Source organism: Streptomyces sp. cf386, from assembly GCF_900103585.1.
Taxonomy (GTDB): domain Bacteria; phylum Actinomycetota; class Actinomycetes; order Streptomycetales; family Streptomycetaceae; genus Streptomyces.
The window spans coordinates 107006-128737 of the sequence record NZ_FNHV01000007.1 but is presented as its reverse complement, the minus strand read 5'-3'; the positions used below and the strand labels follow the sequence as shown (position 1 = coordinate 128737).

Annotated in this window: 22 protein-coding genes; 6 read left to right on the top strand and 16 right to left on the bottom strand. The window is 70.6% G+C overall.

Features of this window, described 5'->3' with window-relative positions:
• Positions 1-7 precede the first annotated feature (7 nt).
• On the bottom strand, positions 8-406 hold the full coding sequence (gene hisI / locus BLU79_RS19310; protein ID WP_093907382.1) for a phosphoribosyl-AMP cyclohydrolase: 399 nt from the start codon (positions 404-406) through the stop codon (positions 8-10).
• A gap of 141 nt (positions 407-547) precedes the next feature.
• Between hisI and BLU79_RS19305 the strand changes: the two genes are divergently transcribed.
• On the top strand, positions 548-1183 hold the full coding sequence (locus BLU79_RS19305) for a TIGR03085 family metal-binding protein (protein WP_093907061.1): 636 nt from the start codon (positions 548-550) through the stop codon (positions 1181-1183).
• 22 nt (positions 1184-1205) lie between these two features.
• Here BLU79_RS19305 and BLU79_RS19300 read toward each other — a convergent pair whose 3' ends face one another.
• The 10 genes from BLU79_RS19300 to hisD all read right to left on the bottom strand — a co-directional run bounded on the left by BLU79_RS19300 (position 1206) and on the right by hisD (position 8893).
• Positions 1206-2456 (bottom strand): MFS transporter, encoded by a 1251-nt coding sequence (locus BLU79_RS19300; RefSeq protein WP_093907060.1) that lies wholly within the window; start codon positions 2454-2456, stop codon positions 1206-1208.
• 10 nt (positions 2457-2466) lie between these two features.
• Positions 2467-3057: an ArsR/SmtB family transcription factor gene (locus BLU79_RS19295; protein WP_093907059.1), complete on the bottom strand. Its 591-nt coding sequence runs from the start codon at positions 3055-3057 to the stop codon at positions 2467-2469.
• A 117-nt stretch (positions 3058-3174) separates the two neighbouring features.
• The gene (hisF, locus tag BLU79_RS19290) at positions 3175-3930 is read right to left on the bottom strand and encodes an imidazole glycerol phosphate synthase subunit HisF (RefSeq protein ID WP_093907058.1); all 756 of its coding nucleotides are present in this window, start codon (positions 3928-3930) and stop codon (positions 3175-3177) included.
• A complete protein-coding gene (locus BLU79_RS19285) occupies positions 3927-4325 on the bottom strand; it encodes a RidA family protein (RefSeq protein ID WP_093907057.1) in 399 nt (132 codons plus the stop codon). Before BLU79_RS19285 ends, hisF begins: the two co-directional genes overlap by 4 nt.
• Complete coding sequence (gene priA, locus BLU79_RS19280) at positions 4322-5047, bottom strand: bifunctional 1-(5-phosphoribosyl)-5-((5-phosphoribosylamino)methylideneamino)imidazole-4-carboxamide isomerase/phosphoribosylanthranilate isomerase PriA (protein ID WP_093907056.1); 726 nt, start codon at positions 5045-5047, stop codon at positions 4322-4324. Before priA ends, BLU79_RS19285 begins: the two co-directional genes overlap by 4 nt.
• 4 nt (positions 5048-5051) lie before the next feature.
• Positions 5052-5699 carry an imidazole glycerol phosphate synthase subunit HisH gene (gene hisH / locus BLU79_RS19275; protein ID WP_093907055.1) on the bottom strand — a complete coding sequence of 216 codons (648 nt, stop codon included), beginning with the start codon at positions 5697-5699 and terminating at the stop codon, positions 5052-5054.
• Positions 5690-5854: a hypothetical protein gene (locus tag BLU79_RS48285; protein ID WP_030680790.1), complete on the bottom strand. Its 165-nt coding sequence runs from the start codon at positions 5852-5854 to the stop codon at positions 5690-5692. Before BLU79_RS48285 ends, hisH begins: the two co-directional genes overlap by 10 nt.
• Positions 5851-6444, bottom strand: coding sequence for an imidazoleglycerol-phosphate dehydratase HisB (gene hisB, locus BLU79_RS19270; RefSeq protein WP_093907054.1), 594 nt, complete (start codon positions 6442-6444; stop codon positions 5851-5853). Before hisB ends, BLU79_RS48285 begins: the two co-directional genes overlap by 4 nt.
• Positions 6441-7547: a histidinol-phosphate transaminase gene (locus tag BLU79_RS19265; RefSeq protein WP_093907053.1), complete on the bottom strand. Its 1107-nt coding sequence runs from the start codon at positions 7545-7547 to the stop codon at positions 6441-6443. Before BLU79_RS19265 ends, hisB begins: the two co-directional genes overlap by 4 nt.
• Positions 7544-8893 carry a histidinol dehydrogenase gene (hisD, locus tag BLU79_RS19260; RefSeq protein WP_093907052.1) on the bottom strand — a complete coding sequence of 450 codons (1350 nt, stop codon included), beginning with the start codon at positions 8891-8893 and terminating at the stop codon, positions 7544-7546. Before hisD ends, BLU79_RS19265 begins: the two co-directional genes overlap by 4 nt.
• A gap of 171 nt (positions 8894-9064) precedes the next feature.
• Between hisD and BLU79_RS19255 the strand changes: the two genes are divergently transcribed.
• From BLU79_RS19255 to ybaK, 4 genes are all read left to right on the top strand, one after another.
• Complete coding sequence (locus BLU79_RS19255) at positions 9065-10657, top strand: oxidoreductase (RefSeq protein WP_093907051.1); 1593 nt, start codon at positions 9065-9067, stop codon at positions 10655-10657.
• A gap of 160 nt (positions 10658-10817) precedes the next feature.
• Positions 10818-11861, top strand: a complete 1044-nt coding sequence (locus BLU79_RS19250; protein WP_093907050.1) for a hypothetical protein — start codon at positions 10818-10820, stop codon at positions 11859-11861.
• 11 nt (positions 11862-11872) lie between these two features.
• Complete coding sequence (locus BLU79_RS19245) at positions 11873-12610, top strand: LON peptidase substrate-binding domain-containing protein (RefSeq protein WP_093907049.1); 738 nt, start codon at positions 11873-11875, stop codon at positions 12608-12610.
• A gap of 43 nt (positions 12611-12653) precedes the next feature.
• Positions 12654-13160 (top strand): Cys-tRNA(Pro) deacylase, encoded by a 507-nt coding sequence (gene ybaK, locus BLU79_RS19240; protein WP_093907048.1) that lies wholly within the window; start codon positions 12654-12656, stop codon positions 13158-13160.
• Positions 13161-13491: 331 nt separating this feature from the next.
• Here ybaK and BLU79_RS19235 read toward each other — a convergent pair whose 3' ends face one another.
• The 4 genes from BLU79_RS19235 to BLU79_RS19220 all read right to left on the bottom strand — a co-directional run bounded on the left by BLU79_RS19235 (position 13492) and on the right by BLU79_RS19220 (position 17654).
• On the bottom strand, positions 13492-14256 hold the full coding sequence (locus BLU79_RS19235) for an AAA family ATPase (RefSeq protein WP_177001085.1): 765 nt from the start codon (positions 14254-14256) through the stop codon (positions 13492-13494).
• Between the two features lie 34 nt (positions 14257-14290).
• Entirely contained in the window at positions 14291-15115 is an 825-nt protein-coding gene (locus BLU79_RS19230; RefSeq protein WP_093907046.1) for an ABC transporter permease, read from the bottom strand.
• A gap of 106 nt (positions 15116-15221) precedes the next feature.
• Positions 15222-16196 carry an ABC transporter ATP-binding protein gene (locus BLU79_RS19225; protein ID WP_093907045.1) on the bottom strand — a complete coding sequence of 325 codons (975 nt, stop codon included), beginning with the start codon at positions 16194-16196 and terminating at the stop codon, positions 15222-15224.
• A gap of 237 nt (positions 16197-16433) precedes the next feature.
• Positions 16434-17654, bottom strand: coding sequence for an NYN domain-containing protein (locus BLU79_RS19220; RefSeq protein ID WP_093907044.1), 1221 nt, complete (start codon positions 17652-17654; stop codon positions 16434-16436).
• A gap of 245 nt (positions 17655-17899) precedes the next feature.
• Between BLU79_RS19220 and BLU79_RS48280 the strand changes: the two genes are divergently transcribed.
• Positions 17900-18064 (top strand): hypothetical protein, encoded by a 165-nt coding sequence (locus tag BLU79_RS48280; protein ID WP_093907043.1) that lies wholly within the window; start codon positions 17900-17902, stop codon positions 18062-18064.
• Between the two features lie 89 nt (positions 18065-18153).
• Here BLU79_RS48280 and dnaE read toward each other — a convergent pair whose 3' ends face one another.
• Entirely contained in the window at positions 18154-21696 is a 3543-nt protein-coding gene (dnaE, locus tag BLU79_RS19210; protein ID WP_093907042.1) for a DNA polymerase III subunit alpha, read from the bottom strand.
• Positions 21697-21732: the final 36 nt, after the last annotated feature.

The following is a 21732-nucleotide window of genomic DNA, read 5'->3' as shown; positions in this document are numbered from 1 at the left end:
GCTGACCTTACTGATCCACTGCCGGTACGCCGGAATCGGCGTCCTTGAGCAGCACATCCTCGTCGAAGCAGGTGCGCGCGCCCGTGTGGCAGGCGGCGCCGACCTGGTCGACCTTGACGAGCAGGGTGTCGGCGTCGCAGTCGAGGGCGACGGACTTGACCCACTGGAAGTGGCCGGAGGTGTCGCCCTTGACCCAGTACTCCCGGCGGCTGCGCGACCAGTAGGTGCAGCGGCCGGTGGTGAGCGTGCGATGCAGCGCCTCGTCGTCCATCCAGCCGAGCATCAGCACCTCTCCGGTGTCGTACTGCTGGGCGATGGCGGGCAGGAGTCCGTCCGCGCTGCGCTTGAGGCGCGCGGCGACCTCGGGGTCCAGCCGGCTGGGCTGACGGGGCGTGCTGGTGGTCATGCATGCCATTGTGCCGCCTGCCACTGACAGTGACGGGCCGGTGTCCACTGGATGGATAGGGGCGGCGCGCCGGCACCTCGTTGAGGGGTGGTGGTCGGGTGACGGGTGGGCGGACCCGAGGGGTGGTCGTAGGCTGACTCCATGTCGACCTTCGCCCAGCGTGAACGACTTCTCCTCGCCGACCTCTTGGAGGCCGAGGGCCCCGACGCCCCCACCCTCTGCGAGGGCTGGCAGACCCGTGATCTCGCCGCGCACGTGGTGGTGCGCGAGCGTCGCCCCGACGCTGCCGCCGGCCTGCTGGTGAAGCAGCTCTCCTCGCGGCTGGACAAGGCGATGGAGGAGTTCGCGGCGAAGCCGTACGAGGAGCTGATCCAGCTCATCCGCACCGGCCCGCCGCGTTTCTCGCCCTTCCAGCTCAAGCAGATCGACGAGGCGTCGAACACGATCGAGTTCTACGTCCACACCGAGGACGTCCGCCGTGCCCAGCCGGACTGGACGACGCGCGAACTCGACCCGGTCTTCCAGGACGCCCTGTGGTCCCGTCTGGAGCGCTCCGCGCGTCTGGTGGGCCGCAGCGCCCCGACGGGTCTGGTGCTGCGCCGCCCCGACGGCCAGACGGCGGTCGCCCACCGGGGCACGCCGGTCGTCACGGTGACCGGCGAGCCCTCGGAGCTGCTGCTGTTCGCCTACGGCCGGCAGAGCGCCGCCAAGGTCGAGCTGGACGGCGAGAAGGACGCGATCGCCAAGCTGCACGAGGGGAAGCAGCTCGGGATCTGAGGATCGGCCGGCAACCTGGGGCTCAGCGGGGCAGTTCGGCCCGGCGCAGATTCCGTGCGCACAGGCCGACCACTCCGGCGAGCCCGCAGACGGCCGCGCTGGCGACGAAGACGGGGCCGGTGCCCCACAGGCCGATCGCGGCGCCGGTCAGGGGGAAGGTGAGCGGGGCGACACCGAGGCTGAAGAACGTCGACACGGACGTGACCCGGCCGACGTAGGCCCGGTCGGACTCGGCCTGCAGGAGCGCCCCGCACAGGACGCCGTTCAGCCCGGAGATGAGCCCGATGGACAGGGCCACGGCAGCGGCGACCGCGAGGTGCGGCACGAAGGCCAGGGCACCGATCGCGACCGCGCTGGTCACGCCGGACACGGACAGCACGAGTCCCGCGCGCGGGACGTGGCCCCGGGCGGTGAGCAGCAGCGAGGCAGCTCCCGCGCCCGTGCCGAACCCGGCGAGCACCCATCCGACGCCCCCGGCGCCCCAGCCGCGTTCGTCGGCGAGCAGGGCCAGGCCGACGTTGAGCGGGCCGACGAAACCGAGGTCGCTGAGCGCGATGACGACGATCAGCGGCAGCAGGACGCGGTGGCCGCGTATGTAGCGCAGGCCGCCGGTCAGATCGCTCCAGGCGCTGCCACGCGCGCGTGTGTCGTCCGCGGGCTGCCGTCCCACCCGCAGGGCGATCAGGAGCGGCAGGGAGGCCGCGAACAGCAGCCCGGCCAGACCGAACGCCGCCGCGGTGCCCCCGAGGGCGACGCCGAGGCCGCCGAGCGGGGCCCCGACGACGTTGGCCAGCCGGACGGCGAGTCCGCGCATACCATGCACCCGGGCGAGCTGTCCGCGCCCGGTGATCCGGCTCGGCAGCGCGCCCAGGGCGGGCATCATGACGGCGTCGACGGCCCCGAAGAGCAGGGCCAGCGCGGCCAGCGGCCACAGGCCCGGGCGGCCCACGAGCAGCAGTCCGGCGACCGCGAGGACCGCCGCGCACCGCACCGCGTCGCTGCCGATCAGCACCCTGCGCGGGCCGAAGCGGTCGGCGACGACTCCCCCGACCAACATCAGCACGGCCCGCGGTACCGCGCTGAGCGCCGTCACCAGACCCGCCTGGGCGGGCGTTCCGGCCTGGACGGCGGTCCAGGACAGGGCGAGGTAGTACACGTTGTCGCCAACGGCCGACGAGGCGTAGGCCCCGAGCCAGCGCAGCACGTTGGGGTCACGGTGGGCGGCGCGCTCCGCCACGGCGGTGGGCACGGAGCCGGTCTGCGTCGACGGCACGTCGGTCCTCTCAGGTCCGGAACGGGAAGGCGTACGTGTGCACCGCGACGCTCTCGCGGCCCTCGATGTCGCCGGCGGCCTCAGCGGCCTGTCCCTGCGCGTCGTACCGGCGCAGGAGGGCCAGCAACTCTTTGTTCAGCTCGGTCAGTTCGTCCGCAGTGAGGCGCAGGTGGGACTCGGAGGACTCGGCGGCCCGGTTCCACTCGGGGCCCCAGTGGGCGCGCTGGTCGAGCCAGCGCCGGTACATCTCGGTGCGCTGTTCGGCGAAGAGCCGGCTCGCCGCCGTGTGCGCGGCCGCCTTCTCGGGGGCGTCGCGGAAGTCCTCCTCGCGGATGCGCACGCCGTCCGAGGCGGGCCGCCACCAGCGCTCACGACCGTCCGCGCTCTGCGGCTCGGCCTCCTCGATGAGCCCGTGCTCGGCGAGCTTGCGCAGGTGGTAGCTGACCAGGGAGACCGCCTCGTCGACCTGCTCGGCGAGCTGTGAGGCGGTGGCGACCCGGGCGATCGTCAGCCCGCGGAGAAGGTTCATCCGCAGCGGATGGGCGAGCGCCTTGAGGGTGCCCAGGTCCGTGATCCGGCGGTCTCTTTCCTTGCCTGTCATGCCCTCACCGTAGATACGAAAGAAAAATTGCACAACAGATTTTGCGCAACTTCTCTTTCGCGTCTCTCCATGAGAAAGCCCCGGCCGCCTCCAGGGCGACCGGGGCTCAGCCCAGTGTCAACGGACGGGGTGCCCGGCTCCCCGCAACGCGTCCTTCACCTCGCCGATCCGCAGATCCCCGAAGTGGAACACCGACGCGGCGAGCACCGCGTCCGCCCCCGCCCCGACGGCCGGCGCGAAGTCGGCGAGCTTGCCGGCACCGCCGGACGCGATCACCGGAACCGTCACGTGCTTGCGCACGGCCTGGATCATCTCCAGGTCGTAGCCGTCCTTCGTGCCGTCCGCGTCCATCGAGTTGAGCAGGATCTCGCCCGCGCCCAGCTCGGCGGCGCGGTGCGCCCACTCGACGGCGTCGATGCCGGTGCCCTTGCGACCGCCGTGCGTGGTCACCTCGAAGGACCCGCCCGCCGTGCGCCGCGCGTCCACCGACAGCACGAGCACCTGCCGCCCGAACCGCTCGGCGATCTCGCGGATCAGGTCGGGGCGGGCGATGGCGGCGGTGTTGACGCCCACCTTGTCGGCGCCCGCGCGCAGCAGCTTGTCCACGTCCTCGGCCGTGCGGACACCGCCGCCGACCGTCAGCGGGATGAACACCTGCTCGGCGGTGCGGCGCACCACGTCGTACGTCGTCTCGCGGTTGCCCGACGAGGCGGTGATGTCCAGGAACGTCAGCTCGTCGGCGCCCTCGGCGTCGTACACCTTCGCCATCTCGACGGGGTCGCCCGCGTCGCGCAGGTTCTGGAAGTTGACGCCCTTGACGACCCGGCCGTTGTCGACGTCCAGGCAGGGGATGACTCGTACGGCCAGGGTCATGACTCGGGTGCCTCTCGGTACGCCTCCACCTCGACCTCGACGACCAGGCTGGGGTCCACGAAGCCGGAGACGATGATCATGGATGTGGCGGGCCGGACGGAGTCGAACAGGTCCTTGTGAGCGCGTCCGACCTCGTCCACGTCCCGGGCATGAGTGATGTACATGCGCGTACGTACGACATCGTCGCGGCCGAGGCGCAACTGCTCCAACGCCGCGAACGCGACGTTGAAGGCGTTGACCGTCTGCTCGTACGGACCGCCTCCGGCGATCTGACCGTCCACTATGGACGTGCAGCCGGAGACCAGCACGAGGCCGTTCGGCAGTTCGACCGCCCGGGAGTAGCCGAAGGCGTCTTCCCAGGGAGCGCCTGTCGTGACGCGTCGTACGTCGCTCACTCGGCTACCGCCTCCAAGGCCTCTTCCAGGGTGAACGCCTTCGCGTACAGGGCCTTGCCGACGATGGAGCCCTCGACACCGAGGGGCACCAGATCGGCGATGGCCCGCAGGTCGTCCAGCGACGACACGCCGCCGGAGGCGACGACCGGGCGGTCCGTCGCCGCGCAGACGTTCTTCAGCAGCTCCAGGTTCGGGCCCTGGAGCGTGCCGTCCTTGGCGATGTCGGTGACGACGTAGCGGGCGCAGCCCTCGCTGTTGAGGCGCTCCAGCGTCTCGTAGAGGTCGCCGCCGTCCCGGGTCCAGCCGCGACCGCGGAGCGTGGTGCCTCGTACGTCCAGGCCCACCGCGATCTTGTCGCCGTGCTCGGCGATGACCTTGGCGACCCACTCGGGGGTCTCCAGGGCGGCCGTACCGAGGTTCACGCGCGTGCAGCCGGTGGCGAGCGCGGCGGCCAGGGAGGCGTCGTCGCGGATACCGCCGGACAGCTCCACCTTGATGTCCATCGCGCCCGCGACCTCGGCGATCAGCTCGCGGTTGTCGCCGGTGCCGAAGGCCGCGTCGAGGTCGACCAGGTGCAGCCACTCGGCGCCGGAGCGCTGCCACGCCAGGGCGGCCTCCAGCGGGGAGCCGTAGGACGTCTCGGTGCCGGACTCGCCGTGCACGAGGCGGACGGCCTGGCCGTCACGGACGTCGACGGCGGGGAGGAGTTCGAGCTTGGCCATGTCTCTACAGGGTTCCGATCCAGTTGGTGAGCAGCTGCGCTCCGGCATCGCCGGACTTCTCGGGGTGGAACTGGGTGGCCCACAGGGCGCCGTTCTCCACGGCGGCCACGAAGGGCTTGCCGTGCGTCGACCAGGTGACCAGCGGTGCGGTCATCACCGGGTTCTCGGTCTCCAGGCTCCAGTCGTGGACGGCGTAGGAGTGCACGAAGTAGAAGCGCGCGTCCGCGTCCAGGCCGGCGAACAGCTGGGAGCCGGCCGCCACGTCCACGGTGTTCCAGCCCATGTGCGGCACGATGTCGGCCTGCAACGGCTCGACCGAGCCCGGCCACTCGCCGAGCCCCTCGGTCTCGACGCCGTGCTCGATGCCGCGCGCGAACAGGATCTGCATGCCGACGCAGATGCCCATCACGGGGCGCCCGCCGGACAGCCGCCGCTCGACGATCCAGTCGCCGCGTGCCTCCTTCAGGCCCTGCATGCAGGCGGCGAAGGCGCCGACGCCCGGCACCAGCAGGCCGTCGGCGTTCATGGCCTTGTCGAAGTCACGGGTGATCTCGACGTCGGCACCCGCGCGCGCGAGGGCGCGTTCGGCGGAACGGACGTTGCCGAAGCCGTAGTCGAAGACCACGACCTTCTTCGAGTCGGTCAATTCCACACCTCCAGCCTCAGGACGCCCGCGACCAGACACATCGCGGCGCCTATCGACAGCAACACGATGAGGCTTTTCGGCATCTGCTGCTTGACGAAGGAGTAGATGCCGCCGGCCAGGAAGAGGCCGACGACGATCAGCAGGGTCGAGAGGCCGGTCACAGGGCGCCCTTCGTCGAGGGGAGGATGCCGGCCGCGCGCGGGTCGCGCTCGGAGGCGTACCGCAGGGCCCGCGCCAGCGCCTTGAACTGGCACTCCACGATGTGGTGGGCGTTGCGCCCGTACGGCACGTGCACGTGCAGCGCGACCTGGGCCTGGGCGACGAAGGACTCCAGGATGTGCCGGGTCATCGTCGTGTCGTACTCGCCGATCATCGGCGCCATGTTCTCGGGCTCGGTGTGCACGAGGTACGGGCGGCCTGAGAGGTCGACGGTGACCTGGGCGAGGGACTCGTCCAGCGGGACCGTGCAGTTGCCGAAGCGGTAGATCCCCACCTTGTCGCCGAGGGCCTGCTTGAAGGCGGCGCCCAGCGCGAGGGCGGTGTCCTCGATGGTGTGGTGGGAGTCGATGTGCAGGTCGCCCTCGGTCTTCACGGTCAGGTCGAACAGACCGTGCCGGCCGAGCTGGTCGAGCATGTGGTCGTAGAAGCCGACACCTGTCGACACATCGACCTTCCCGGACCCGTCGAGATCGATCTCGACGAGGACCGAGGTCTCCTTCGTCACCCGCTCTATGCGGCCTACGCGGTTCATGTGGTCTGCTCCTTCTTCAGTGCACGTACCGCGTCGAGGAACGCGTCGTTCTCTTCGGGGGTTCCGGCGGACACCCGCAGCCATCCCGGGATGCCGTTGTCCCGGACGAGGACTCCCCGGTCAAGGATCTTCTGCCAGGCCGTGTGCGAGTCCTCGAACCTGCCGAACTGCACGAAGTTCGCGTCGGACTCGACGACGTCGTAGCCGACCGCACGCAGCTCGCTCACCAGCCGGTCCCGCTCCGACTTCAGCTGCTCGACGTACTTCAGCAGCGTGTCGGTGTGCTCCAGGGCGGCCAGGGCGGTCGCCTGGGTGACGGCCGACAGGTGGTACGGCAGCCGTACCAGCTGGACGGCGTCCACCACCGCCGGGTGCGCGGCGAGATAGCCGAGGCGCAGGCCGGCCGCGCCGAAGGCCTTCGACATCGTCCGGGAGACGACGAGATTCGGCCGACCTTCGAGCAGCGGCAGCAGCGAGTCGCCGTGGCTGAACTCGATGTAGGCCTCGTCGACCACGACCATCGAGGGCTTGGCGGCCTGCGCGGCCTCGTACAGCGCGAGGACGGTCTCGGGCGGAACCGCGTTACCCGTCGGGTTGTTGGGCGTGGTGATGAACACGACGTCGGGCCGGTTCTCGGCGATGGCCTTCTCGGCGGCCGCGAGGTCGATCGTGAAGTCCTCGCCCCGAGGACCGGAGATCCAGCCCGTGCCGGTGCCGCGCGAGATGAGGCCGTGCATCGAGTACGACGGCTCGAAACCGATGGCCGTACGGCCCGGTCCGCCGAAGGTCTGCAGCAGCTGCTGGATGACCTCGTTGGAGCCGTTGGCCGCCCAGACGTTGGCGAGGCCCACCTCGTGGCCGGACGTGTCCGTCAGGTACTTGGCGAGCTGGGTGCGCAGCTCGACCGCGTCCCGGTCCGGGTAGCGGTTGAGGTTCCGGGCCGCCTCACGGACGCGCTCGGCGATCCGCTCGACCAGGGGCTCGGGCAGCGGGTAGGGGTTCTCGTTGGTGTTCAGCCGTACCGGGACGTCCAACTGGGGCGCGCCGTAGGGGGACTTGCCGCGCAGCTCGTCCCGTACGGGGAGATCGTCGATGCCTGTCACTTGCCTTCTGGAACCTTCCAACCACGTGTCCACTGTTCGGCTCCGCCAAAACGAGCCTTGATCGCCGCGCCGTGCGCCGGCAGGTCTTCCGCCTCCGCCAGCGTGACCACGTGATGCGCTACGTCCGCCAGCGCGTCCTTCGTGTAGTCGACGATGTGGATGCCGCGCAGGAAGGACTGGACCGACAGGCCCGAGGAGTGGCAGGCGCAGCCACCGGTGGGCAGCACGTGGTTGGAGCCGGCGGCGTAGTCGCCGAGCGAGACCGGCGCCCAGGGCCCGATGAAGATCGCGCCGGCGTTGCGTACCCGGTCGGCCACGGCGGCCGCGTCGGCCGTCTGGATCTCCAGGTGCTCGGCGCCGTACGCGTCGACGACCCTGAGGCCCTCGTCGACACCGTCGACCAGCACGATCGCGGACTGCCTGCCCTTGAGTGCCGGGACGATCCGGTCGTCGATGTGCTTGGTGGCCGCGACCTGCGGCTCCAGCTCCTTCTCCACCGCGTCCGCGAGCTCCACGGAGTCGGTGACGAGGACGGCGGCGGCGAGCGGGTCGTGCTCGGCCTGGCTGATCAGGTCGGAGGCGACGTGCACCGGGTCGGCGGTGGCGTCGGCCAGGACGGCGATCTCGGTCGGGCCCGCCTCGGCGTCGATGCCGATCTTGCCGGTGAAGTAGCGCTTGGCGGCGGCGACCCAGATGTTGCCGGGGCCGGTGACCATGTCGGCGGGCGGGCAGGACTCGGTGCCGTACGCGAACATCGCGACGGCCGTGGCGCCGCCGGCCGCGTACACCTCGTCGACGCCGAGCAGCGCGCACGCGGCGAGGATCGTCGGGTGCGGGAGGCCACCGAACTCGGCCTGCGCGGGGGAGGCGAGCGCGATCGACTCGACGCCGGCCTCCTGGGCGGGCACCACGTTCATGATCACGGAGGACGGGTAGACGGACCTGCCGCCGGGCGCGTACAGCCCGACGCGGTCGACCGGCACCCACTTCTCGGTCACGGAACCGCCCGGCACGACCTGGGTCGTGTGCGTCGTACGGCGCTGCTCGCGGTGGACGAGACGGGCGCGGCGGATGGACTCCTCCAGGGCCGCGCGCACGGCCGGGTCGAGTTCCGCGAGGGCCTTGCCGAGGGCCTCGGCGGGCACCCGCACCTGGTCGAGCCTGACGCCGTCGAACTTCTCCGCGAAGTCGATCAGCGCCGCGTCGCCCCGATGATGCACGGCCTCGCAGATCGGACGCACCTTCTCCAGGGCGGCCGAGACGTCGAAGTCGGCTCGGGGCAGCAGGTCGCGCAGGGCGGGGCCCTCGGGGAGGGCGTCGCCGCGCAGATCGATTCGGGAGATCACGGGCTCAATTCTCTCAGACCCGGGTTCGGCGTCGTGCGCGCGTATCACTGGGTGGAACAGAACTCCTCGGGAACCTGGAAGATCACCTTCACGTCTAGCGTTCGGGGCGTAACTCAGCGGGCATGAACAGTTGTACTAAACCCGCCAGTAGCTGAGGGGGATGGAAAAGACGTGACCGAAGGTTCCGGCCTCCGTGACGGGGACCTGCCGGACGACCTGCCGGACGACCTGACCGCCGCCGAACTCGGCATGTGGCAGGCCTTCCGCAACGGCAGCGTGTACGACCTGAGCAGCGGCGACACGGTCGTCGACGATCCGCACGGCGGGCATCCCTGGGGCGAGGAGCGGACCGTACGCGCGCGTATCGTCTGCTGGCTGCTGCTGGACGGACCGCCCGCCCTCGCGGGCCGGGTGTCCTCGCTGAAGCTGGTCGGCGTGCGGATCAGCGACGCGATGGACCTGGCGGGCGGCACGGTGGTGCCGTACGTCGAGCTGCGCGGCTGCCGTTTCGACCGGGAGGTCCGGCTGCCGGAGGCCCGCTTCACGACCGTACGGCTGGTGGACTGCGCGGTGCCGCGCCTGGAGGCCGCCCGGGTGCACACCGAGGGCGATCTGCATCTGCCGCGCTGCCGCTTCCACAACGGCGTACGGCTCACCGACGCCCACATAGGCACGGATCTGCTGCTCAACCAGGCCATCGTCTACCGCGACCGCAGCGGCCGGTCGATCGCGGCGGACGGCATCAGCGTCGGCCAGGACCTCCAGGCCGAGATGCTGGAGTCGCACGGCGAGCTGAGCCTGCGCGGCGCCACCATCGGCGTGTCGCTCAGCCTGCGGGGCGCGCGGCTGGTCAACCCGTACACGCGGCTCGCGCTGAACGCGCCCCAGCTGACCGTCGGGCGCACCCTGTATCTGACCCCGGCGGGCGTCGGCAGTCCGCTGCTGAGCGGCCGTACGCCCGCGCGCGGGACGCGTATCCAGCGGTTCGAGTGCCAGGGCGGGGTGCGGCTGGACGACGGGCGGTTCGGCGACGCGGTGGACCTGGAGCGGGCCCGGTTCACGTTCACCGACGAGCAGGAGCTGTCGCTGCGCCGCATCCAGACGCCCGAGCTGCGCTTCCTCGGGGAGGGGCCGGAACGCGGCGGGGTGGTGCTGTCGGGTGCGCGGGTCGTCAACCTGATGGACCGAGCGGACGCGTGGCCCGGGCCCGGTCTGCTGCACATGGGCGGCTTCAGCTACGAGAACCTCGTGCCGCGCGGTCCGTTCCCGCTGGAGCGGCGGCTGGAGTGGGTCTCCGCCGCGACCGCCGAGTACAACCCGGAGCCGTACGAACGGCTGGCTTCCGTCCTGCGGGCCGGCGGTGAGGACGAGGACGCGCGCGAGGTGCTGCTCGCCAAGCAGCGCCGGCGCCGCGAGACGCTGCCGGCGGCGGCCAAGCTCGTGGGTTACGCGCAGGACTGGATGGTCGCCTACGGCTATCGGCCGGGCCGGGCCGCCGTGTGGATGGCGGTGCTCTGGGCAGCGAGTTCGGTGGCCTTCACCTACGCGGACCCACCGCCGCCACTCAAGGGCGGCGAGCATCCGGCCTGGAACCCTGCGCTGTTCGCCCTCGATCTGCTGCTGCCGGTCATCGACCTGGGCCAGGTCGGGTTCTGGCAGCTCAGCGGGGCTTGGCAGTGGCTGGCCGCCGCGATGATCCTGCTGGGCTGGATCCTGGCGACGACGGTGGCGGCGGGGGCGACGCGGTTGCTGCGGCGGAGCTGACACGGCAGTGTTTGGTGAGGTCAGTGAGGTTCCTGAGCGGAACGTGTGCATGTCCGACAGTTGTTGAACCGTTGACCTTTACCGGTTCTTGACCCATCCGCGTACAACTTTCCACGGGTTGCCCGTTCCCTCTGGCGCGAGCGAGACCAGCGGTCTTTCAATGGTCGACACCATGGCTCTGCTGCTCCCGTTCGGCCGCGCGTCCCGGACGCCCAGGACCGTCGAACACCCCGCCGGCGGTCTCCCCGCCGACGCCGAGGTGCTCCTCGACGCGCCCGACGACCACCTGGGTCCCGCGCTGGTGGCGGCCGGGCGGGGCGCCTACGAGCCTGCCGCCGAGCTGCTCGCCGCCACGCGGCTGGGGGCGCGGTGGGAGCACCGCGACGGGTATGTGCTGCGGCTGGCGGCCTTCGCGCGCTCGCGGTCGGAGTGGCTGTGGGCCTGGTGCGCGGCCGCCCCGCACGACCCGGACGCGCTGCTGGTCAAGGCCCAGCTCGCGGTGGACCACGCCTGGCGGTCACCGGCGCGGGCCGAGCTGCTGCGCGGGGTGAGCCCGCTGATCACGGCCGCCGCGCGCGCCGACGATCGCGACCCGGTGCCGTGGCGGATCGCCCTGGACCACGCGCGCGGCTCACGCGCCGGGCACACCTACTTCGGGGAACTGTGGGAGGCGGCACTGCGCCGCGCCCCGCTCCACTACGGCTGCCATGTGGCGGCCCTGCGCTATCTGGCCTCGTCCTGGCACGGCTCGCACCGGGAGTGCTTCGACTTCGCCGACCGGGCCGCCCAGGACGCCCCGGCCGACTCCCTCGTCCAGGCGCTGCCGACCCGGGCGGCCTTCGCCTACCTGACCGACGGCTGCGGTCCGGGCGTGCCGCCCGAGCGGCTGGAGGCGGCGGCGGACCGGGCCGTCGCGCTCTCCGCGCGGTTCCCGGCGGCCGACCTGTGGCCGGCCGGGATGCGCAACAAGCTGACGTACGTCCTGGCACGGCTGGACCGCTGGGAGGACGCCCTGGAGCAGCTGCGGCTGATCGGCCCGTACGCCACGTCCTTTCCGTGGAGCCGGTTCTCGGACGATCCGCTGGGCCGGTTCCTGGAGGTGCGGGACGAGATCCGCGCGCAGGCGGCTGCCACGGCCTCCCCGGCGCGCGCCGGTGATCCACGGAGTGGGCGCGGCGGACGCGTTCACTCCGGCGACCACTAGGCTTTGGCGCCGTGACCGTCCGCCTTCCGCTCTTTCCCCTGAACTCGGTGCTGTTCCCGGGCCTCGTACTCCCTCTGAACGTCTTCGAGGAGCGCTACCGCGCCATGATGCGCGAGCTGCTGAAGACCCCCGAGGAGGAACCGCGCCGTTTCGCCGTCGTGGCGATCCGCGACGGCCACGAGGTGGCCCCGAGCTCCCCCGGTATGCCCGACCCGACGGCCCTCCCCGACCGCGGCCCCACCGCGGGCTTCGGCCCGGACCCGGTCAAGGCGTTCCACGGGGTGGGCTGTGTGGCGGACGCGGCGACGATCCGGGAGCGGGCCGACGGCACGTTCGAGGTGCTGGCGACGGGGACGACGCGCGTGCGTCTGCTCTCGGTCGACGCGTCGGGCCCGTTCCTGACGGCGGAGCTGGAGGAACTGCCCGAGGAGCCGGGGGACGAGGCGGGGGCGCTCGCGGAGGGAGTACTCCGCGCCTTCCGCCAGTACCAGAAGCGCCTGGCGGGCGCCCGCGAACGCTCCCTGTCCACGGCGACCGAACTCCCGGACCAGCCGTCGGTGGTCTCCTACCTGGTGGCCGCCGCGATGATGCTGGACACCCCGACGAAGCAACGCCTGCTCCAGTCCCCGGACATCGCGTCCCGCCTGCGCGACGAACTGAAACTCCTTCGCGCCGAGACGTCGATCATCCGTACCCTGCCATCGCTGCCGGCGTCGGACCTGACGCGCGGCCCGACGAGCCTCAACTGACACACGCAGGCACTGACGCACGACCTCTGGGGAACCGGCCACCATGGCGAAGAAGTCGAAGAAGAACCAGCAACAGCCGGGCGGCACCCCCGCGACGGTCGCCCTCACGTCCGCGGGCGTCGAGTACACGGTCCACGCCTACGACCACGACCCCTCCCACCCCTCCTACGGCGAGGAGGCGGCCGAGGCGATGGGCGTGTCACCGGACCGGGTCTTCAAGACGCTGGTGGCGGACGTGGACGGCACCCTGACGGTGGCGGTGGTCCCGGTGGCCGGTCAGCTGGACCTCAAGGCCCTGGCGTCGGCGGTCGGCGGCAAGCGCGCGGCCATGGCCGACCCGGCCCTGGCGGAACGCACCACCGGCTACGTCCGCGGCGGCATCTCCCCCCTGGGCCAGCGCAAGAAACTCCCGACGGTCCTGGACGCCTCGGCCACCGCCCACCCCACGATCTGCGTCTCGGCGGGCCGCCGCGGCCTGGAGGTCGAACTCGCCCCCGAGGCCCTCACCCACCTCACGAACGCGACCCTGGCCCCCATCGGCCGTGCGTGACCCCTCGACGCCCCCGGTCTCCTCGGTTAAACACGAGAGACATGTCGAAGAAAACGCGGAAACGCAAGTGGCGCATCAAGAAGGGCCGCTCGAACCACGGACGCCGCCCGGCATGACGACCAGCACGCCCTAGGAGGCCCCCTCGACGCCGGTCCGGGCACTTCAGCCCGTCCGGCGTTTGAGGACGAGGCCCCTTCAGGGCCGAAATGGGGGTCTGGGGGCGGAGCCCCCAGGAAGGCGCCCGGGGTCGAAGGGGCAGAGCCCCTGGAGGATGGGACGGGTAGGGGCGGCGGGGGCGAAATCACCCGGCGGCAACCACCCACCGAACGCCTTACACCGGCGGCGCCCCATACGGCCCCTGATCCGGCCGCGCCCCCAACTGCTCCTGATACGGATCCGCATCCCGAGGCCCGAACATCGCCGTCAGCCCCAGATGCACCACCAGCGCGGCCAACGGCCACACCAGCCACGCCCCCTTGGCCCCCAGCTTCACCGGCGCCGAGAAGGTGACCCCCTTGCCCACTTCCTTCGCATGGGCGATCACATCCTGCGAGGGCCCGAGCCACACCCCGACCTTCCAGGCCAGCAAGGACCCGAGAAACGCACCGACCGCCAGCCCCACCACCAACGGCACACCCCCACGCCGCCGTATGAGGAAGACGACAACCGCACTGACCAGCCCGAACGCGAGCGCAAGCAGAGTGAACGTTCCGTCCACCCCCGCGGCCTGCTCCCCTTCGGTGTCCTTGAAGTAGACGACCCAGTTCTTGTCGAGGACCTCCCCGACCAGCGGCACACTCGGCGCCAGCCACCACCACAGCACCCCGAGCAGCGCCCCACTGAGCGCCACCACCAGCGCGACCACGGCAGCCTCTCGCACTTCGGTCTTCATCCCGGGACCGTCCTGTTCGTACGAGCCTTGGACGCCGTACATGCCGTGCGGACCCTGAGGTCCGTACAAGCCGGACGGAGCACCGTACCCGGCGTCATGAGGCGCATGCGGCGCGGACGCGGCCTGCCCGGCAGCAGGCGGCTGCCACGCGCTGTTCGGGGACTGGTCACGCGGCGGCGGTGGTGGAGTCAGCGGAGCGGTCACTCTGCCATCGTGCCAGGCCGTCCTGTGCGGCGCGTCACCGGACGGCCGCCCGGCGGTAGGCCCAGGTGGCGACGGCCAGCGAGACGACGCCGACGACCCCGCACACGGCGAGGTCACCGAGCACGAACGCCCAGTCGGGGTGCGGCCCGAAGGTCCGCGCGAATGCCTCCACGCCGTACGTCGAAGGCAGCAGATCCCGCGCGAACCGCACGACCTCCGGCATCCGGTCGGCCGGCAGCACACCCAGCAGCAGCGCCGCGGACATTCCCAACTGCCCGAGCAGCGTGGCCAGTTCGGGCCGCGGCGCGAGCAGTCCGAGCGCCGCTCCCAGCCCGGCGAGCGCGGCCCCGGCGAGCGGGATCACCGCGACGAGCACCCACAGATGCGCGATCGGCAGCCCGAACAGCACGCACCCGAAGACGGCGGTCACCACGGTCCCCGGCACGGTGAAGGAGGCGTACGCCCCCGCCGCCCCGAGCACCACGGCGGCCGGCGGCACCGGCAGCGTGGCGTAGTGGTCGAGCCCGCCGCTCGCCCGCAGCTGCCCGAAGTACTGCGCGAGCAGATTCAGCGCGACGAAGGCGACCACGAGCACCGCCGACCCGGCCACCACGGCCTGCGCCTCGGCCCCGCCGTCCACGACCCCGCGCATCAGGATCATGATCCCGATCGACTGGAAGGTCGCCACGAACAGCAGCGGAATACGCGCGACCCGCGCCCGGGACAGCTGCGCCCGGTACACGGCGCACAGCGCCGGCCACAGCCGCGCACGCGGCCCGAGCTCGGCAACGGCCGGAGCGGCCGTCTCGTCCACGGCCAGGGCGCTGCCCGGCAGAACCTCGGCGGGTACGACACTCACGTGGCGCTGCTCCCTTTCACACGGGGGTTCACTGGGGAGGTGGCCCTGTTCCGCACGGGTACGGACACCGATACGGAAACGGATACGGATACGGCGGGCTGCGTGCTCAAGCCTTCACCAGCCCTTGCTGCGCGGCCCCGCCCAGCGCCAGATACACGTCCTCCAGGCTGGGCGTGGCGAGCGTGAAGTCGTCCAGCGCGGCGAACGCGGCCCCGCCGGTGACGGTGGCGACGACCGCGCGGGCCTCCTCGGGGGCGAGCCGCAGCGTCCAGCGACGCCCGGACTCCACGACCCGGTCCTGCAGCGCGGCGACCTCGGGCACATCCAGCGGCGCCCGTTCCCGCCACAGCAGCTCGACCCGTACCTCGCCCGCGACCCGCTCCTTGAGCCCGGACGGCGTGTCGCAGGCGATCACGCGGCCCCGGTCCAGCACCGCGACCCGGTCGAGCACGGTCTCGGCCTCGATGACGTTGTGGGTGACGAGCACGACGGTCGTACCGAGCTCGGCCCGCCGCCGGTCCACGGCCGACCACACGGCGCGCCGCGCCACCGGGTCCATCGCGGTGGTCGGCTCGTCGAGCACGAGCAACGGCCGCTCCCCCACCAGCGCGGCGGCGAAGCAGGCAAGGCGGCGCTGCCCGCCGGACAGCTTCTTGATCGGCCGCCCGGCCAGCGGCCCGAGGCCCAGCTCGTCGAGTACGGCGTCCCGCTCGGCCCGCGCCTGCCGTACCTCCAGCCCGCGCAGCCGCCCGGTCGTCTCGGCGGCGAGCGACACGGTCAGATCGTCGAGGGCGGTCGACTCCTGCCCGAGGTAGGCGAGGATGCGCGCGGCCCGCTCCGGGTGCCGCACGATGTCGTGCCCGAGGATCTCCACGCTGCCGCGATCGGGCCGCATCAGCCCGGTGAGCTGTCGTACGAGAGTCGTCTTGCCGGCGCCGTTCGGGCCGAGCAGCCCGAAGATCTCGCCGCCCCGGATGTCCAGCCGTACGTCGTCGGTGGCCCGCACCTCGGGTGTCCCCGGCGTACCGCGCCGCCCGCGCACGGCCGGATAGGTCTTGGTCAGCCCGCGCACGGCACACACGACATCCCCACTGTGCCGAAGTGCCTGTCCCACGCGCGTACTCACAAGGGACGAGACTACGGGGTCCGGACCTCAGGTCCGTCCTCGGGTCGGCCACTCGGCACAAACCGCCAGCTCGCGACCACAAAACTCGCCGTACCGATAAATCCGCCGGTGATCATAAATCTGCCGATTCAACCGGTGAGGCCGATTCAACCGGTGACCACGAATCCCCCGTGCCCCACGGTCTCCGTCGGCTCACTCGCCGGCAGGCGCATGCTCCGCCGCCGTCCGCACATCGATCTCGCGCCAGAACCCGGCCCGGATCGCGTACCGATCATGCTCGTCGATCTGATCGTCCTTGTGCGCGAGCAACCCGAACCGAGCCGCGTACCTGAGCAGCTCCCCGTCGATCCGATGCGGAATCCGCGGATACATCCCGGACAGCCGCTGCAGATTGCCCTGGTCCCCCAGCCGCCCCATCCACCGTCGCGCGAACACCTGCCCGACCTCGTACGGATCGCCGCCGACCGTCGTGATGTCCTCCTCCCGGTCGGCCCACCGCTGCTCCGCCGTGGTCAGCTGCGCCAGCGTCGGCATCTGGGAGGCCTCGGGCGACTCGGCGGCGACGCCGGGCCGGTCGACCCACCCCTTGTCGGAGGACCAGCGCAGCGTCGCGCTCGCGGGGTGCTGGGCCGGCTGCACGCCGGGCGCGCGCAGGGCGGCGAGGTCCTTCGGCGTGGGCACGCCCTTGGGAGCCGGCACCCGGTCCTGCGTGCCGTTCTCCGAAGCGGCGACCGCAGGGGCGTGCTCGCCCTCCTCGGCGGGCCGCTCGGTCCGCGCGCCGAGCGCGGAGTCCGGCAGCGGGGCGGACAGGATCGCGGCGATCTCGGGCCGGGGCACGGGCGGCGGCGCGCACACGCCGGTGAGCTCCTTGGCGCGTACGGCCTTGGTGATCCACGTACGGTCGAGCACGCGCCGTTCGTCGGCCTCGGCGACCAGGTCCTCGGACTGGTTGTAGTCACCGTCGGCGGCCTGCACGGCCCACAGATGTACGGCGACGCCGTGTTCCTTGGCGGCCATCATGCCCGGCAGCAGATCGCCGTCTCCGGTCACCAGCACCACATCCGAGCAGGCGCGGTTGCGGGCCAGCTCGGTGAGCTCGGCGTGCATCGCGGCATCCACGCCCTTCTGCGCCCAGCGGCCGTCGCTGCGGGTCAGGGCGCCGAGCCGGACGGTGACCCGGGGCATCACCCGCAGTCGGCGGTGCTCGGGCTGGGGAACGCGGTCAGGGGCGCCGTCGAACCAGTAGATGCGCAGCAGAGGCTGCTGGGTGTCGGACTCGGCGCGTTCGCGCAACCCCTGGATGAGGGCGGCGTGGTCGACGGTGATCCGGGACCGGGAGGGTTCCCCGGCGAGCAGGCTGGCGGCGGCCCCCAGCAGATACCCGGCGTCCACCAGGACGATGCAGCGGTCCACACGACTCACCCTCTTCCCGGGAGGTTTGCTTCAGGCTTCCTTCGAGTCTGCCCGACCGCGCGGGGGTTAACGGGGCGAACTCGATCTTCGGCGTGGCGTTTCGGGGCATCGCCGCCGCGACGCGCCAGTCCTCACGCCCCGACAACCGCTGTCACACACGGTAATTATCCGAAATGCGTTCTTTATCAGCCTATGTGAATCTGGTCGCGGCCCTGGCCCCTAGATCCCCCACAGGAGGCATCACCATGGCCAAGAACAAGAAGCAGGACCGAAAGCAGCCGCAGTCCGAGCGTGGTCAGCAGCAGGCCCAGCAGTCTTCGATGGAGACGCAGGCCGAGCAGCGCGCCACGCAGGTGACCCCGGGCGACATGGCCCGCAAGGGCCGGCAGAAGCGCTTCGGTCACAACTGACATCTGCATATCGGGTTGTTGAGACCCAGGCACATGAAGAGGGGCGCACCCCGCACGGGGTGCGCCCCTCTCGCGCTGTACCGGGTGGGTCAGCCCGCCAGGCAGGACGGCCCGAGCAGTACCTTCAGGTCACCGAAGAGCGCCGGGTCCGGCTTCACCCGGTGCCGGTCGAGGCGCAGCACCGTGGTCTTGGTCGGGCCCTGGAGCTTGATACGGACCTCGCTCTCGCCCCTGTGGTGGCTGAGGATCTCGCCGAGGCGGCTGACCATCGGCGGGGTGACCCGGGTGGCCGGGATGGTGAGGATCACCGGCGCGTTGGTGCCGGCGTTCGACAGGTCGGGGACCTGGAGCTCCATCGCGACCAGCCGCGGGACGTCCTCGCGTTTGTCGAGGCGGCCCTTGACGAACACCACGGCGTCCTCGACGAGTTGGGTCGAGACGAGCTGGTACGTCGCCGGGAAGAACATGCACTCGATGGAGCCGGCGAGGTCCTCGACCGTGGCGATCGCCCAGGCGTTGCCCTGCTTGGTCATCTTGCGCTGGAGGCCCGAGATGATGCCGCCGATGGTCACCACGGCACCGTCCGCGTGCTCACCGCCGGTGAGCTGGGCGATGCCCGCGTCGGCCTTGTCGGTCAGCACGTGCTCCAGGCCGAAGAGCGGGTGGTCGGAGACGTACAGACCGAGCATCTCCCGCTCCTGGGCGAGCAGATAGGTCTTCTCCCACTCCTCGTCGGTGAACTGCACGTCGAGTCCGAAGCCGGGTTCGTCGCTCTCCTCCTCGCCCATGCCGCCGAAGAGGTCGAACTGGCCCTCGGCCTCCTTGCGCTTGACCGCGACCACGTTGTCGATCATCGGCTCGTACTGCGCGGTGAGGCCCTTGCGGGTGTGGCCCAGGGTGTCGAACGCGCCCGCCTTGATCAGCGACTCGGTGGTGCGCTTGTTGCAGGCGGCCGCGTCGATCTTGTCGAGATAGTCGGGGAAGGAGCCGTACTTGCCCTTGGCCTTACGGCTCTTGATGATCGACTCGACCACGTTCGTACCGACGTTGCGCACGGCCTCCAGGCCGAAGAGGATCACGTCGTCGCCCTGGGCGGCGAAGTTGTGCACCGACTCGTTGACGTTCGGCGGGAGCACCCGGATGCCCATGCGGCGGCACTCGTTGAGGTAGACGGCCGACTTGTCCTTGTCGTCCTTGACGGACGTGAGCAGCGCCGCCATGTACTCGGCCGGGTAGTTCGCCTTGAGGTAGGCGGTCCAGTAGGTGACCAGGCCGTACGCCGAGGAGTGCGCCTTGTTGAACGCGTATCCGGCGAAGGGGACCAGGACGTCCCAGAGGGCCTGGATCGCCTGGTCGCTGAAGCCGTTCTTGCGGGCGCCCTCCTGGAAGATGGTGAAGTTCTTCGCCAGTTCCTCGGGCTTCTTCTTGCCCATCACGCGGCGCAGGATGTCGGCCTCGCCGAGCGAGTACCCGGCGACGATCTGGGCGGCCTTCTGCACCTGCTCCTGGTACACGATGAGGCCGTAGGTCAGACCGAGCGTCTCCTTCAGAGGCTCTTCGAGCTCCGGGTGGATCGGCGTGATCTCCTGCCGGCCGTTCTTGCGCTCGGCGTAGTTCGTGTGCGAGTTCATGCCCATCGGGCCCGGCCGGTACAGGGCCGAAACGGCGGAGATGTCCTCGAAGTTGTCGGGCTGCATCTGGCGCAGCAGCGAGCGCATCGGGCCGCCGTCGAACTGGAACACGCCGAGCGTGTCACCGCGGCAGAGCAGTTCGAAGGTCTTCGGGTCGTCCAGGGGGAGCGAGAGCATCTCCAGATCGATGCCCTTGTTGGACCGCACCATCTTCACGGCGTCGTCCATGATGGTGAGGTTGCGCAGGCCCAGGAAGTCCATCTTGATCAGGCCGAGGGACTCGCACTGCGGGTAGTCCCACTGCGTGATCGTCACGCCGTCCGTGTGCCGCACCCAGATCGGGGCGTGCTCGATGATCGGCTCGCTGGACATGATCACGCCGGCGGCGTGCACGCCCATCTGCCGGACCAGGCCCTCGACGCCCTTGGCGGTGTCGATGACCTTCTTGACGTCCGGCTCGTTCTCGTACATCCCGCGGATCTCGCCCGCCTCGTTGTAGCGCGGGTGCGAGGGGTTGGTGATGCCGTCGAGGTCGATGCCCTTACCGAGGACGTCTGCGGGCATGGCCTTGGTGAGGCGGTCGCCCATCGCGTACGGGTAGCCCAGCACGCGCGCGGAGTCCTTGATCGCGTTCTTGGCCTTGATCTTGCCGTAGGTGCCGATCATGGCGACCTTGTCGGCGCCGTACTTCTCGGTCACGTACCTGATGACCTCGACGCGCCTGCGCTCGTCGAAGTCGATGTCGACGTCGGGCATGGAGACGCGCTCGGGGTTGAGGAACCGCTCGAAGATCAGTCCGTGCTCGATCGGGTCGAGGTCGGTGATGCCCATGGCGTAGGCGACGATCGAGCCGGCCGCGGAGCCTCGGCCGGGGCCGACCGCGATGCCGTTGTTCTTGGCCCACATGATGAAGTCGGCGACGACGAGGAAGTACCCCGGGAACCCCATCTGGATGATGATGTCCATCTCGTAGTCCGCCTGCTTCTGGCGGTCCTCCGGGATCCCGTTCGGGAAGCGGCGGTGCATGCCGCGCCGCACTTCCTCCTTGAACCAGGTGACGTTGGTGTAGCCCTCTTCGGGGATGTCGAACTTGGGCATGAGGTCGCGCTTCTCGAACATGCCGTCGGTGTCGACCATCTCGGCGACCAGGAGCGTGTTGGCGCAGCCCTCCTGCCAGGCGTCCGAGGAGTCGATGGCGTACATCTCGTCCGTGGACTTCAGGTAGTAGCCCGTGCCGTCGAACCTGAAGCGGTCCGGGTCGGAGAGGTTCTTGCCGGTCTGGATGCACAGCAGGGCGTCGTGAGCGGTCGCCTCGTGCGCGTACGTGTAGTGCGAGTCGTTGGTGACCAGGGGCGGGATGCCGAGCTTCTTGCCGATCTCCAGGAGGCCGTCGCGGACCCGGTGCTCGATGTCGATGCCGTGGTCCATCAACTCCAGGAAGTAGCGGTCCTTGCCGAAGATGTCCTGGTAGTCGGCCGCCGCCTTGAGGGCCTCGTCGTACTGGCCGAGGCGCAGGCGGGTCTGGAGCTCACCGGAGGGGCAGCCGGTGGAGGCGACGATGCCCTCCGACCACTGGGAGATGGTCTCCTTGTCCATCCGGGGCCACTTCTGCAGCCATCCCTCGGCGTACGCGTCCGAGGAGAGCCGGAAGAGGTTGTGCAGACCCGTCTTGTTCACGGCCCACATCGTCTTGTGGGTGTAACCACCGGAACCGGAGACGTCGTCGCGCTTCTGGTGCGGCTGGCCCCACTGGATCTTGCGCTTGTTCCGCCGGGACTCGGGGGCGACGTACGCCTCGATGCCGATGATCGGGGTGACTCCGGCCTTCTTCGCGGTATGGAAGAAGTCGTACGCCCCGTGGAGGTTGCCGTGGTCCGACATGGCGATATGGGTCATGCCCATCTCGTTGCACGCGTTGAACATGTCCTTCAGCCGCGCGGCACCGTCCAGCAGCGAATACTGGGTGTGGACGTGCAGGTGCGTGAACGGCGGCTTTGACACGGCGTGGCCTCCAGGGAAAACGCTTGGCAACAGGCT

Excerpts from the sequence above, each read along its gene's own strand:
- BLU79_RS19250 (WP_093907050.1), top strand. The coding sequence starts at position 10,818 with ATGGTCGACACCATGGCTCTGCTGCTCCCGTTCGGCCGCGCGTCCCGG.
- hisB (WP_093907054.1), bottom strand. The coding sequence starts at position 6,444 with ATGAACCGCGTAGGCCGCATAGAGCGGGTGACGAAGGAGACCTCGGTC.
- priA (WP_093907056.1), bottom strand. The coding sequence starts at position 5,047 with ATGGCCAAGCTCGAACTCCTCCCCGCCGTCGACGTCCGTGACGGCCAG.
- BLU79_RS48280 (WP_093907043.1), top strand. The coding sequence starts at position 17,900 with ATGGCCAAGAACAAGAAGCAGGACCGAAAGCAGCCGCAGTCCGAGCGT.
- hisI (WP_093907382.1), bottom strand. The coding sequence starts at position 406 with ATGACCACCAGCACGCCCCGTCAGCCCAGCCGGCTGGACCCCGAGGTC.
- ybaK (WP_093907048.1), top strand. The coding sequence starts at position 12,654 with ATGGCGAAGAAGTCGAAGAAGAACCAGCAACAGCCGGGCGGCACCCCC.
- hisF (WP_093907058.1), bottom strand. The coding sequence starts at position 3,930 with ATGACCCTGGCCGTACGAGTCATCCCCTGCCTGGACGTCGACAACGGC.
- BLU79_RS19295 (WP_093907059.1), bottom strand. The coding sequence starts at position 3,057 with ATGACAGGCAAGGAAAGAGACCGCCGGATCACGGACCTGGGCACCCTC.
- BLU79_RS19305 (WP_093907061.1), top strand. The coding sequence starts at position 548 with ATGTCGACCTTCGCCCAGCGTGAACGACTTCTCCTCGCCGACCTCTTG.